This is a genomic window from Burkholderia sp. FERM BP-3421 (genome assembly GCF_028657905.1).
Classification (GTDB): Bacteria; Pseudomonadota; Gammaproteobacteria; order Burkholderiales; family Burkholderiaceae; genus Burkholderia.
The window spans coordinates 990,692-1,003,766 of the sequence record NZ_CP117782.1; the positions used below are offsets into that span (position 1 = coordinate 990,692).

The following is a 13,075-nucleotide window of genomic DNA, read 5'->3' on the forward strand; positions in this document are numbered from 1 at the left end:
GAAAAGCTGGTGACTGAAGCCGTCCCCCCGTCTGCGCGCGACGCGAAGCGCGCGTCCGCCTCGCCTGTTGGCGCCCCGATTCTCGAGATCGACTCCCTCGACATGGATGCCCGCGGCGTCGGCCGCGTCGTCAACGAGGACGGCGAGCCGGGCAAGGTGATTTTCGTCGAGGGCGCGCTGCCCGGCGAGCGCGTGACGTACGCGAGCTACCGCCGCAAGCCGAGCTACGAGCAGGCACAGGTCGTCGATATTCTGCGCCCGAGCGTGATGCGCACGACGCCGAAGTGCGCGTTCTTCGGCACGTGCGGCGGCTGCTCGATGCAGCACCTCGAAATGCGCGCGCAGGTCGCGATCAAGCAGCGGGTGCTCGAGGACAATCTGTGGCATCTCGCGAAGCTGCGCGCGGAGACGATCTTCGCGCCGATCCACGGGCCGTCGTGGGGCTATCGCTACCGCGCGCGGTTGACCGTGCGCAACGTGGTCAAGAAGGGCGGCGTGCTGGTCGGCTTTCATGAGAAGAAGAGCAGCTACGTGGCCGACATGACGAGTTGCGAGGTGTTGCCGCCGCACGTGTCCGCGCTGCTCGTGCCGCTGCGCCGGCTCGTCGAGGGCCTGTCGATCCGCGATCGGATGCCGCAGATCGAGCTGGCGGTGGGGTCGACGGTCACGGCGCTGGTGCTGCGCGTGCTCGAGCCGATCAATGCGGACGACGAAGCGCTGCTGCGCGCGTTCGCGGACGCGCACGGCGTTCAGTTCTGGCTGCAGCCGAAGGGCCCGGATACGGTCGTGCCGTTCTATCCGCTCGACGCGCAGCTCGACTACACGTTGCCGGAATTCAATATCCGCATGCCGTTCAAGCCGACCGATTTCACTCAGGTCAATCATCAGATCAACCGCGTGCTGGTCGGGCGCGCGTTGCGCCTGCTCGCGCCGCGCCGCGACGATCGCGTGCTCGACCTGTTCTGCGGGATCGGCAACTTCACGCTGCCGCTCGCGCGGCGCGCGCGCGAGGTGGTGGGAATCGAGGGCAGCGAGGCGCTCACCACGCGCGCGCTCGCGAATGCGCGCGAGAACGGTGTCGACGGTCATACGTCGTTTGCGTGTCGCAACCTGTTCGAGGTGAGCGCCGACGATCTGCGCGCGCTCGGTGCGTTCGACAAATTCCTGGTCGATCCGCCGCGCGAAGGGGCGCTCGCGGTCTCCAAGGCGCTCGCGGAAATCGCGCAGAGCGGCGTGGGGCCGTTGCCGAAGCGGATCGTCTACGTGTCGTGCAATCCGGCGACGCTCGCGCGCGACGCGGGCCTGCTCGTGCACGAGGCGGGCTACCGGATGCTCGGCGCGGGCGTGGTCAACATGTTCCCGAATACCTCGCACGTCGAATCGATCGCGGTGTTCGAGCGGGACTGACGCGCCGCGCGGCATCGCGCGGACGAAAAAAAACCGGCTCGAGGGCCGGTTTTTTCTGTCGCGCGCGGCGCAATCAGTTGCGGTTGCCGCCGAAGATGCCGAGCAGCGCCAGCAGGTTCGTGAACACGTTGTACAGATCGAGGTAGATCGCGAGCGTGGCCGTGATGTAGTTGGTCTCGCCGCCGTTCACGACGCGCTGCACGTCGAACAGCATGTAAGCGGAGAAGATCACGATCGCGAGCACCGAGACCGTGAGCATCAACGCCGGCAGTTGCAGGAACATGTTGGCGGCCATGGCGAGCAGCAGCACGATCACGCCCATGAACAGCCACTTGCCGAGCCCCGAGAAATCGCGCTTGCTGACGGTGGCGATCGTCGCCATCGCGGCGAAGATGATGCCGGTGCCGCCGAAGGCAAGCATGATCAGCGACGGGCCGTTCGAGAAGCCGAGGATGAAGCTCAGCAGGCGCGACAGCATCAGGCCCATGAAGAACGTGAAGCCGAGCAGCACGAATACGCCGGCGCTGCTGTTCTTGGTGCGCTCGATCGCGAACATGAAGCCGAACGCGATCGCGAAGAACGCGAGCAGGCTCATGGCCGGGCTCGTGGCCGCGAACAGCGAGAAGCCGGTGGCGACGCCGACCCACGCGCCCAGCACGGTCGGCACCATCGACAGGGCGAGCAGCCAGTAGGTGTTGCGCAGCACGCGGTTGCGGGTTTCGGCCGTGCCGACGGCGCCGCCGCGGCCGAAGTTGTACGGATAGTCGTTCATGCTTTCTCCTAACATTGAACGTGAAAACGTTTGAAGCGCGGACTTCCGGGCGCTGTGTGCGCTGCAGCAATCCGCGATGCTGCTACTCCTAAGATAGGTTTCGAGGCCTTAGGTTTCAATGGCTTGGGCGTCGAAACCGATGTTTTTGGAACCTTTCATCTGTGTAAGGGTTCAATCGCAATGATACACGGGATCGTGTTACAATAGCGGATTCATTTGAAAACGTAACCTCTTAATTTCTTGGAGTTTTTATGGCAATCGAACGCACCCTGTCGATCATCAAGCCGGACGCGGTGGCAAAGAACGTGATCGGTCAGATCTACAGCCGTTTCGAAGGCGCTGGCCTGAAGGTCATCGCAGCGCGCATGGCGCATCTGTCGCGCGGCGAAGCGGAGAAGTTCTACGCGGTGCACGCAGAGCGTCCGTTCTTCAAGGACCTCGTCGATTTCATGGTCTCCGGCCCGGTGATGATCCAGGTTCTGGAAGGTGAAGGCGCGATTCTGAAGAACCGCGACCTGATGGGCGCGACGGACCCGAAGAAGGCGGAAAAGGGCACGATCCGCGCCGACTTCGCGGACAGCATCGACGCGAACGCAGTGCACGGCTCGGACGCCGCTGAAACGGCGCGCGGCGAGATCGCATTCTTCTTCCCGGAAATGAACGTCTACTCGCGTTAAGCGAGTGGCTGGATCCGGCGCAGCGGCAAGGCAGGGCATCATGGCGAGTGAATCTTCCGTCAATCTTCTCGACTTCGACGCCGAGGGGCTGGTCGCGTACTGCGGCAGCCTCGGCGAGAAGCCGTTTCGGGCCAAGCAGCTGCAGCGCTGGATCCATCAATACAATGCCGCCGATTTCGACGGCATGACCGATCTCGCGAAGTCCTTGCGCGAAAAGCTCAAGGGCCGCGCCGAGATCCGCATGCCGGACATCGCCAGCGATCACGTGTCCACCGACGGCACGCGCAAGTGGCTGATCGACGTCGGCAACGGCAATGCGGTCGAGACGGTCTACATCCCCGAGGAAACGCGCGGCACGCTGTGCGTGTCCTCGCAGGCGGGGTGCGCGGTCAACTGCCGTTTCTGTTCCACCGGCAAGCAGGGCTTTTCCCGCAATCTGTCGACGGCCGAGATCATCGGCCAGTTGCGGATGGCCGAATTCGCGCTGCGGGCGTCGCTCGGGCGCGCGCCGGGCCCGAACGGCAAGGCCGAACGGGTGATCACGAATGTCGTCATGATGGGCATGGGCGAGCCGCTGCTCAATTACACGGCGGTCGTACCGGCCATGCGGCTGATGCTTGACGACAATGCGTACGGCCTGTCGCGCCGGCGCGTCACGCTGTCGACCTCGGGCGTGGTGCCGATGATGGACCGGCTCGGCGCCGAGCTGCCGGTCGCGCTCGCGGTGTCGCTGCACGCGCCGAATGATGCGCTGCGCGACGAACTCGTGCCGCTCAACCGCAAGCATCCGCTGCGCGAACTGATGGCCGCGTGCCAGCGCTATCTGAAAGTCGCGCCGCGCGATTTCATCACCTTCGAATACTGCATGCTCGACGGCGTCAACGACACCGAGGCGCATGCCCGCGAGCTGCTCGCGCTCACGCGCGACGTGCCGTGCAAGTTCAATCTGATACCGTTCAATCCGTTCCCCGAATCGGGCCTCCTGCGCTCGAAGAACGAACAGATCAAGCGCTTCGCGCAGATTCTGATCGATGCGGGCGTGGTGACGACGGTACGCAAGACCCGCGGCGACGATATCGACGCCGCATGCGGTCAGCTGGCAGGGGCGGTCAAGGATCGCACGCGTCTTGCCGAGCGGACCGGCGCAGGAAAAATCATCGAGGTCCGGGCGGTTTGACGGGGATGCCCGGATCTCAGCAGTCAATACGCGAACAGCGATCGGATGCGGCGCATGATTGCGCCGTGCATTGTGTGACAACGATATTGCGCCTTCTGGCCGGCCACGCCGGCGCGAACGCGCAACTGAAGAAGAATCGACGCGAGGATTAGGATGAGCGAGCCGCAGCCGTCACAGGGCGCACAGACGAATGCCGGGCCGCAACCGGCGCCGGCGGGCATGGAATCGCTGGCGGCGGTCGGCGCCCGGCTGGCGCAGCTTCGGGAAGCGAAGGGCTGGTCGGTCGGCGACGTGTCGGCGCGGCTCAAGGTCGCGCCTCCGAAGCTCCGCGCGCTCGAGTCGGGCGACATCAGCCATCTGCCGGGCACGGCGTTCGCGGTCGGCGTGGTGCGCAGCTACGCGAAGATGCTCGGCGTCGATCCGGAGCCGTTCGCGCAGGTGCTGCGTCGCGAGCGCGGCGCGCCCGAGGTCGATCTGTCGATGCCCGCGTCGGCGGGCACGGATCTGCCGCGCGGCCGGGTGTCGATTCCGCTGGGCGGCTCGTCGCGCCATCGTTCGTGGCTGTGGGCCGTGGCGGCGGCCGTGATCGCGGTGGTCGCGGCGGCGATGTGGCATACGGGCGGCGATTCGTCGAACTGGCTCGCGCGCTTCAAGTCCTCGGGCGGCGCGGAAAGCGCGTCCGCGGTGCAGGCGCAGCCGGAGGCGAGCGCGCCCGAGGCGAGCCCGGTGGCGGGCGGGCCGATCGCGAGTGAGCCGCAGGCTGCCGGTTCCGATGCGGCCGGGTCGACGCCCGCCGCGACCGACGCTTCGGTCAGCGCGCCGGCCGCGCCGCCCGTCGCAGTGGCGCCGGCTTCCGCCGCGCCCGCCGCTTCCGCGCCGGCGCCGGTGGTGGTCGCCGGCACGACGGGCGCGAGCGATGCGGCGAGCGCGGTGGTCGCCGCCGCGGGCCAGTCGCTCGTCGAACTGAAGGTCACGCAGGATTGCTGGTTCAGCGTGCGCGACAAGAACGGCAAGGAAGTCTTCTCCGCGCTGGTGCGCGCGGGCGAGAGCAAACAGGTCTCGGGCGATGCGCCGCTCAAGGTCACGATCGGCAACAAGGCCGGGCTCGACGCGATAACGGTCGACGGAAAACCCGTCGATCCGGCAAAATATTCGACGGCTCGGGGCAACGTCGCGCGGTTCACGTTGCCCTGACGGTAAGCGCCGTGGCTGACCGGGCACGGCGCTTTTTCAATTCGCGCGTCGCCGGGCAGGCGGCGCATCCGGCGTAAATGGATCTATCGATGCAATCCGAAGCTCAATCCCCCCGCAACAGTCAGATTTGTTCAACCGAGCCGGTGTTCGGCGGCCACGCGCCGCGGCGCGTGTCGCACGCGGTGGATGTCCGTTGGGGCGGGCAGCTCGTGACGATCGGCGGCGCCGCGCCGGTGCGCGTGCAGTCGATGACGAATACCGATACCGCGGACGCGATCGGTACGGCCATCCAGATCAAGGAACTCGCGAACGCCGGCTCCGAACTGGTGCGGATCACGGTGGACACGCCGGCCGCCGCCGCCGCCGTGCCCGCGATTCGCGAGCAGCTCGACCGCATGGGCGTCATGGTGCCGCTCGTCGGCGACTTCCATTACAACGGCCATCTGCTGCTGCGCGACCACCCCGGTTGCGCGGAATCGCTGTCGAAGTACCGGATCAATCCGGGCAACGTCGGCCAGGGCGCGAAGCGCGACACGCAGTTCGCGCAGATGATCGAGTTCGCGGCCAAGTACGACAAGCCGGTGCGGATCGGCGTGAACTGGGGCAGCCTCGACCAGGATCTGCTCGCCCGCATGATGGATGAGAACGCCGCGCGCGCGGTGCCGTGGGAAGCCCAGAGCGTGATGTACGAGGCGCTGATCCAGTCGGCGATCGGCTCCGCCGAGCGGGCGGTCGAGCTGGGCCTCGGGCGCGACCGGATCGTGCTGTCGTGCAAGGTCAGCGGCGTGCAGGACCTGATCGCGGTGTATCGCGAGCTGTCGCGTCGCTGCGGATTCGCGCTGCACCTGGGCCTGACCGAAGCCGGGATGGGCTCGAAGGGCATCGTCGCGTCGACGGCGGCGCTGGGCGTGCTGCTGCAGGAAGGCATCGGCGACACGATCCGCATCTCGCTGACGCCGGAGCCGGGCGCGCCGCGCACGGGCGAGGTCGTGGTCGGCCAGGAGATCCTGCAGACCATGGGCCTGCGCGCGTTCGCGCCGATGGTGATCGCATGCCCGGGCTGCGGCCGCACCACGAGCACGCTGTTCCAGGAACTGGCGATGGACATCCAGACCTACCTGCGCGAGCAGATGCCGGTCTGGCGCAAGACCTACCCGGGCGTCGAGAAAATGAACGTCGCGGTGATGGGCTGCATCGTCAACGGGCCGGGCGAATCGAAGCACGCGAACATCGGCATCAGCCTGCCGGGCTCCGGCGAGAACCCGGCAGCGCCGGTGTTCATCGACGGCGAAAAGGTGAAGACGCTGCGCGGCGAACGCATCGCGGAAGAATTCCAGCAGATCGTCAGCGATTACGTCGAGCGTAACTATGGCCGCGCTGCGGCCGCGAATTAAACGTCAACCGAATACAGATGACAGAACAAAAGCGAAAGATCGAGAAGCTGTCCGGCGTCAAGGGCATGAACGACATCCTGCCGCAGGATGCCGGGCTGTGGGAGTTCTTCGAATCGACCGTCAAGTCGCTGCTGCGCGCGTACGGCTATCAGAACATCCGCACGCCGATCGTCGAGCATACGCAGTTGTTCACGCGCGGCATCGGCGAGGTGACCGACATCGTCGAGAAGGAGATGTACAGCTTCACCGACGCGCTGAACGGCGAGCATCTCACGCTGCGTCCGGAGAACACCGCGGCCGTGGTGCGCGCGGCGATCGAGCACAACCTGCTGTACGACGGCCCGAAGCGCCTGTGGTACGTCGGTCCGATGTTCCGTCACGAGCGTCCGCAGCGCGGCCGCTATCGCCAGTTCCACCAGGTCGGCGTCGAGGCGCTCGGCTTCGCGGGGCCGGACGCGGACGCGGAAATCATCATGATGTGCCAGCGCCTGTGGGACGACCTCGGGCTGACCGGCATCCGCCTCGAACTCAATTCGCTCGGGCTCGCCGAGGAGCGCGCCGCGCACCGCGTCGAGCTGATCAAGTACCTCGAGCAGCACGCGGAGCAGCTCGACGAGGACGCGAAGCGCCGCCTGTATACGAACCCGCTGCGCGTGCTCGACACGAAGAACCCCGCGCTGCAGGACGTCGTGCAGAACGCGCCGAAGCTGATCGACTTCCTCGGCGAGGCGTCGCGCTCGCATTTCGACGGGCTGCAGCGCCTGCTCAAGGCGAACAACATCCCGTTCACGGTCAATCCGCGTCTCGTGCGCGGCCTCGACTACTACAACCTGACCGTGTTCGAATGGGTGACCGACAAGCTCGGCGCGCAGGGCACGGTGGCGGCGGGCGGCCGCTACGATCCGCTGATCGAGCAGCTGGGCGGCAAGCCGACGGCTGCGTGCGGCTGGGCCATGGGCATCGAGCGGATCCTCGAGTTGCTGAAGGAAGACAAGCTCGTGCCGGAACAGGACGGGGTCGACGTGTACGTGGTGCACCAGGGCGAGGTGGCGCGCGAACAGGCGTTCATTCTCGCCGAGCGGCTGCGCGACACGGGTCTCGACGTGATCTTCCATTGCAGCGCGGACGGCGCGGGCGCAAGCTTCAAGTCGCAGATGAAGCGCGCGGACGCGAGCGGCGCGGCCTACGCCGTGATCTTCGGCGAGGATGAGGTCGCGAACGGCACGGCGGGCGTGAAGGCGTTGCGCGGCGCGGGAGCCGAGGGCGAGAAGAACGTTCAGCACACCGTTCCGGTCGAAGGCTTGACCGAATTTCTAATCAATGCGATGGTTGCAACCGCCGAAGACGGCGACGATTGATCGCGGCGCGTCCGTCAATAAAAAAGCGTGTACAGGAAGGAATCGCTGAGCGATGAGTTACCACGACGAACAAGAATCGATTGAAAGCGTAAAAGCCTGGTGGGCCCGCTGGGGCAACCTGACGACCTGGATTGCGATTGCAGCCCTCGTCGTCGCGGCCGGCTGGAACGGCTGGAACTACTGGCAGCGCCGTCAGGCGGCCGAGGCGTCGGTGCTGTACGAGCAGATGCAGCAAGCCGTCGCGGCGAACGACAAGACCAAGGTGGCGCGGGTCGCGTCCGACATGGAAGACAAGTTCGGCGGCACGGCTTACGCGCAGATGACGGCGCTCGCGGCCGCGAAGTCGCTGTATGCGGCGGGCGATCTGGCGGGCGCGAAGGCGCAACTGCAATGGGCGGTCGATCACGCGAAGGACGACGAGTACAAGCAGGTCGCGAAGCTTCGTCTCGCCACGCTCCTGCTCGACGAAAAGGCCTACGACGCAGGGCTCGCGCTGCTGTCCGGGGCGTCGTCCGACGGTTTCAAGGGGCTCGTCGCGGACCGCCGCGGCGACCTGCTGGCCGCGCAGGGCAAGACCGACGACGCGCGCGCCGCATACAAGCTCGCGCTCGACGCGCTGCCGAAGGACGACAGCTCCGCGCGCCAGCTGGTGCAATTCAAGCTGGACGCGCTCGGCGGCTGAATGCCCACGCTCCGTACCACAACCTAACTCTTTGCTTCGCTCACCGATGAATTTGCTGAAACGTTACGCTGCACCCGCTGCCTGCGCGGCGGCCGTCCTGGTTCTGGCGGCCTGCTCGTCAACGAAGGACGCGCGCCGCGTGCCGACGCCGCTCACCGAGATCAAACCCGTGCTCGACGTTCAGCAGGTGTGGAAGGCAAGCGTGCCCAAGGGCGGCCGCTATGCGTTCTCGCCCGTGGCTGTCGGCGACGCGGTGTACGTCGCGGGCGCGAACGGCGCGGTCGAGAAGATCGATGCGAAGACCGGCCAGGAAGTCTGGCGCACCAAGGTCGGCTCGGATCTGTCGGCCGGCGTCGGCAGCGACGGCAAGCTGACCGCGGTCGGCGCGCTCAAGGGCGGCCTGTTCGTGCTCGGGCCCGACGGCAAGCTGCTGTGGAAGACCACGGTGCAGGGCGAGGTCTTCTCGCCGCCGCTCGTCGGCAACGGCCTCGTGATCGTGCGCACGATCGACGGCCAGGTGATCGCGTTCTCCGCCGACACGGGCGAGCAGAAGTGGGTCTACCGCAACCGCGCGGTGCCGCTGAACCTGCGCGTCTCGGCCGGCATGACCTTCGCGGGCGACGCGGCCGTGCTGGCCGGCTTCCCGGGCGGCGGGCTGGTGGCGATCGACCTGAAGACGGGCGACCCGTTCTGGCAGACGCCCGTGTCGTTCCCGAAGGGGGTGACCGAGGTCGAGCGGATCAACGACGTCAGCGGCCCGCCGACGCTGGTCGGCGCCGAGACCTGCGCCGTCACGTTCCAGGGCCAGCTGGGCTGTTTCGACGCGAACTCGGGGCATGCGGTGTGGGAGAAGGCGTTCTCGAGCCGCAGCGGCATCGCGCAGGATGAAACGGTGGTGGCGGGCGGCGACGACTGGTCGGTCGTGACCGCGTACGACGCGGCGACGGGCAACCAGCTGTGGCGCAACGACAAGCTGAAGAGCCGCGACGTCGGTGTGCCGTACCTGCTCGGCCGCGCGGTGGTGCTCGGCGACTACCAGGGCTTCGTGCACTTCCTGTCGCGCGACGACGGGTCGTTCATCGCCCGGATGAAGACCGACGGCAGCGCGATCACCGCCGCGCCGGTGTTGGCCGGCAATACGCTCGTCGTGCAAACGCAGGACGGCGGGATCTACGGCTTCCGCCCGCGTTAAGTCCGGCTCGCGGTATCCGCGCGGCTCCGCCTGGTGCGGGCCGCGCGTTGTTTTTTCGCAGGCGAACGACGGCGGCCGGCCGCCCGGCTACGCGTCCGGTCCGCCGCCCATCGCCATAGAGTAGTGCCAGAACAGGCGGCGCCGGATTGCGCGCCGCGGCGCCGTCCTTCGGGAGCGGCGCGAATTTCGTGCTAATTTTCATTAAACGCAGTCGCCTGCCGGAGCAGGCCTCCCTCCGCTGCGTTTCACCGAAGACGACATCAGATGAAACCGGTCATTGCCCTCGTTGGGCGCCCCAATGTGGGGAAATCCACGCTGTTCAACCGGCTCACGCGCTCGCGCGATGCGCTGGTCGCCGATCTTCCCGGCCTCACGCGCGATCGCCACTACGGCGAGGGGCGGGTCGGCGAGCGTCCGTACCTGGTCGTCGACACGGGCGGCTTCGAGCCGGTCGCGAAGGACGGCATCCTGCACGAGATGGCGCGCCAGACGCGCCAGGCCGTCGAGGAGGCCGACGTGGTGGTGTTCATCGTCGACGGCCGCAACGGGCTCGCGCCGCAGGACAAGTCGATCGCCGACTATCTGCGCAAGACCGGCCGGCCGATCTTCCTCGTCGTCAACAAGGCCGAGGGGATGAAGTACACGGCGGTCGCGTCGGATTTCTATGAGCTGGGGCTCGGCGATCCGCGCGCGATCTCGGCCGCGCACGGCGACGGCGTGAACGACATGATCAACGAGGCGCTCGAGGTGGCCTACGCGGGCCAGCCCGAGGAAGGCGAGGACGAGGCCGCGACGCGCGGCGTCAAGATCGCGATCGTCGGCCGTCCGAACGTCGGCAAGTCGACGCTCGTCAATACGCTGATCGGCGAGGACCGCGTGATCGCGTTCGACATGCCCGGCACGACGCGCGATTCGATCTACGTCGACTTCGAGCGCAACGGCAAGCCGTACACGCTGATCGACACGGCGGGCCTGCGCCGGCGCGGCAAGGTGTTCGAGGCGATCGAGAAATTCTCGGTGGTGAAGACGCTGCAGTCGATCTCCGACGCGAACGTGGTGATTCTGCTGCTCGATGCGCGCCAGGACATCTCGGACCAGGACGCGCACATCGCGGGCTTCGTGGTCGAGCAGGGCCGTGCGCTGGTGGTCGGCGTGAACAAGTGGGACGGGCTCGACGCGCACACGCGCGAACGCACCAAGGCCGATCTCACGCGCAAGCTCAAGTTCCTCGAGTTCGCGAAGTTCCATTTCATCTCGGCGGCGGAGAAGACCGGCATCGGCGCGCTGCTGCGTTCGGTGGACGACGCGTACGCGGCGGCGATGGCCAAGCTGCCGACGCCGAAGCTCACGCGCGCGCTGATCGAGGCGGTGGAGTTCCAGCAGCCGCGCCGTCGCGGCCCGGTGCGGCCGAAGCTGCGCTACGCGCACCAGGGCGGACAGAACCCGCCGCTCATCGTGATCCACGGCAACGCGCTCGATGCCGTTACCGAAACTTACAAGCGCTACCTCGAAAACCGGTTCCGAGAAACTTTCTCGCTGACAGGGACTCCATTGCGAATAGAGTTTCGCTCGTCGCACAACCCGTACGCGGACAAGGACTGAACGGCCCGTCCGGCAAGGGCTCGGCCGAACGGCCGGAGCCGGGTGCGAAGGGCAAAATCGGCTATAGTGTAGCGATTGACGGCGGATCTCTTTTTCTTCGTCGTCAATCTAGATCAACCTGCAAAAAAAGATGGAGTACGCCATGAGCAACAAAGGGCAATTGTTACAAGACCCGTTTCTGAACGCACTGCGCAAAGAGCACGTGCCGGTTTCGATCTACCTGGTCAACGGCATCAAGCTTCAAGGGAACATCGAATCGTTCGACCAGTACGTCGTGTTGCTCCGTAACACCGTGACCCAAATGGTCTACAAGCACGCCATCTCGACGGTCGTGCCGGCCCGCCCGGTGAATTTCCACCCGGACGCGGAAGCCTCGTCCTAACCCCATGCCGCGGCTGGCGTCCGGTCGCCGTCGGCGTTACATGCCAGCCGCCCAATCTTGACATCCGACAATTTGATCAACGCAGCGTTAGTCGGCATCGATTTCGGCAAGACCGATTTCGAAGCCAGTCTCGAAGAACTCAGCCTGCTCGCCACCAGCGCGGGCGCCCATCCCACCGTTACCCTGACCGGTCGCCGAGCGAGTCCCGATGCCGCGCTGTTCCTCGGCAGCGGCAAGGCCGACGAATTGCGGCTCGCCTGCGAGGCGCACGACGTCGAGGTCGTGATCTTCAATCATGCGCTCGCCCCCGCGCAGCAGCGCAATCTCGAGCGCCTGCTGGACCGGCGCGTGATCGATCGCACGAGCCTCATCCTCGATATCTTCGCGCAGCGCGCGCGCAGCCATGAAGGCAAGCTGCAGGTCGAACTCGCGCAGCTGCAGTATCTGTCCACCCGCCTGATCCGCGCCTGGACCCACCTCGAGCGTCAAAAAGGCGGGATCGGCTTGCGCGGCCCCGGCGAAACCCAGCTCGAAACCGACCGCCGGTTGATCGGCGATCGCATCAAGATGCTCAAGTCGCGGCTCGAGAAGCTGCGTCGCCAGCACGGCACGCAGCGTCGTCAGCGCGCGCGCAACCGCATCATGTCGGTGTCGCTCGTCGGCTATACGAACGCGGGCAAGTCGACGCTGTTCAATGCGCTGACGAAGGCGCAGGCGTATGCGGCGGATCAGTTGTTCGCGACGCTCGACACCACCTCGCGGCGCGTCTACCTCGGCGACGACGTCGGTCAGATCGTCGTGTCCGACACGGTCGGCTTCATCCGCGAATTGCCGCACCAGTTGGTCGCGGCGTTCCGCGCGACCCTCGAGGAGACGATTCATGCGGATCTGCTGCTGCATGTGGTCGATGCGTCGAGCGCGGTGCGGCTCGAGCAGATCGAGCAGGTCAACGACGTGCTGCGTGAAATTGGGGCGGATTCGATCCGGCAGGTGCTGGTGTTCAACAAGATCGACGCCGTTCCCGAGCTGGCGGCCCGCAGCGAGGCGGTCGAGCGGGATGAGTATGGTAATATTTCGCGCGTCTTTTTGAGCGCGCGCACGGGCCAGGGCCTGGACGCGCTGCGCGCCGCCATCGCCGAAATCGCTGCCGCGGAACATCTTTCCGGCGCCGAGCCGTTCGACGGCCTGCCGGCAGAACCACACGAAGACCACACGGTTTCCGAACACGGGCGCTAACC

At 66.3% G+C, this 13,075-nt stretch carries 12 protein-coding genes; 11 read left to right on the forward strand and 1 reads right to left on the reverse strand.

Going from position 1 to position 13,075, the window contains the following annotated elements; genetic code table 11:
• The first annotated feature begins 9 nt into the window (after positions 1-9).
• On the forward strand, positions 10-1,407 hold the full coding sequence (gene rlmD / locus Bsp3421_RS20480) for a 23S rRNA (uracil(1939)-C(5))-methyltransferase RlmD (protein WP_274002851.1): 1,398 nt from the start codon (positions 10-12) through the stop codon (positions 1,405-1,407).
• A gap of 73 nt (positions 1,408-1,480) precedes the next feature.
• On the opposite strand, the gene Bsp3421_RS20485 is transcribed toward rlmD, so the two are convergent.
• On the reverse strand, positions 1,481-2,179 hold the full coding sequence (locus Bsp3421_RS20485; RefSeq protein ID WP_274002853.1) for a Bax inhibitor-1/YccA family protein: 699 nt from the start codon (positions 2,177-2,179) through the stop codon (positions 1,481-1,483).
• A gap of 251 nt (positions 2,180-2,430) precedes the next feature.
• On the opposite strand from Bsp3421_RS20485, the gene ndk reads away from it, so the two are divergent.
• The 10 genes from ndk to hflX all read left to right on the forward strand — a co-directional run bounded on the left by ndk (position 2,431) and on the right by hflX (position 13,073).
• Entirely contained in the window at positions 2,431-2,856 is a 426-nt protein-coding gene (gene ndk, locus Bsp3421_RS20490) for a nucleoside-diphosphate kinase (RefSeq protein ID WP_274002855.1), read from the forward strand.
• 40 nt (positions 2,857-2,896) lie between these two features.
• Positions 2,897-4,033: a 23S rRNA (adenine(2503)-C(2))-methyltransferase RlmN gene (gene rlmN, locus Bsp3421_RS20495; RefSeq protein ID WP_274002856.1), complete on the forward strand. Its 1,137-nt coding sequence runs from the start codon at positions 2,897-2,899 to the stop codon at positions 4,031-4,033.
• A 153-nt stretch (positions 4,034-4,186) separates the two neighbouring features.
• Complete coding sequence (locus tag Bsp3421_RS20500; RefSeq protein ID WP_274002857.1) at positions 4,187-5,227, forward strand: helix-turn-helix domain-containing protein; 1,041 nt, start codon at positions 4,187-4,189, stop codon at positions 5,225-5,227.
• Between the two features lie 89 nt (positions 5,228-5,316).
• Positions 5,317-6,621 (forward strand): flavodoxin-dependent (E)-4-hydroxy-3-methylbut-2-enyl-diphosphate synthase, encoded by a 1,305-nt coding sequence (gene ispG, locus Bsp3421_RS20505; protein ID WP_274002859.1) that lies wholly within the window; start codon positions 5,317-5,319, stop codon positions 6,619-6,621.
• A 17-nt stretch (positions 6,622-6,638) separates the two neighbouring features.
• Entirely contained in the window at positions 6,639-7,979 is a 1,341-nt protein-coding gene (gene hisS / locus Bsp3421_RS20510) for a histidine--tRNA ligase (protein WP_274002861.1), read from the forward strand.
• A 52-nt stretch (positions 7,980-8,031) separates the two neighbouring features.
• Complete coding sequence (locus tag Bsp3421_RS20515) at positions 8,032-8,661, forward strand: tetratricopeptide repeat protein (RefSeq protein ID WP_274002863.1); 630 nt, start codon at positions 8,032-8,034, stop codon at positions 8,659-8,661.
• A gap of 46 nt (positions 8,662-8,707) precedes the next feature.
• Positions 8,708-9,853, forward strand: coding sequence for an outer membrane protein assembly factor BamB (gene bamB / locus Bsp3421_RS20520; protein WP_274002864.1), 1,146 nt, complete (start codon positions 8,708-8,710; stop codon positions 9,851-9,853).
• A gap of 264 nt (positions 9,854-10,117) precedes the next feature.
• Complete coding sequence (der, locus tag Bsp3421_RS20525) at positions 10,118-11,455, forward strand: ribosome biogenesis GTPase Der (RefSeq protein ID WP_274002866.1); 1,338 nt, start codon at positions 10,118-10,120, stop codon at positions 11,453-11,455.
• Between the two features lie 142 nt (positions 11,456-11,597).
• Positions 11,598-11,837 carry an RNA chaperone Hfq gene (hfq, locus tag Bsp3421_RS20530; protein WP_006399927.1) on the forward strand — a complete coding sequence of 80 codons (240 nt, stop codon included), beginning with the start codon at positions 11,598-11,600 and terminating at the stop codon, positions 11,835-11,837.
• Between the two features lie 72 nt (positions 11,838-11,909).
• Positions 11,910-13,073, forward strand: coding sequence for a GTPase HflX (hflX, locus tag Bsp3421_RS20535; RefSeq protein ID WP_274004293.1), 1,164 nt, complete (start codon positions 11,910-11,912; stop codon positions 13,071-13,073).
• Positions 13,074-13,075 lie beyond the last annotated feature (2 nt).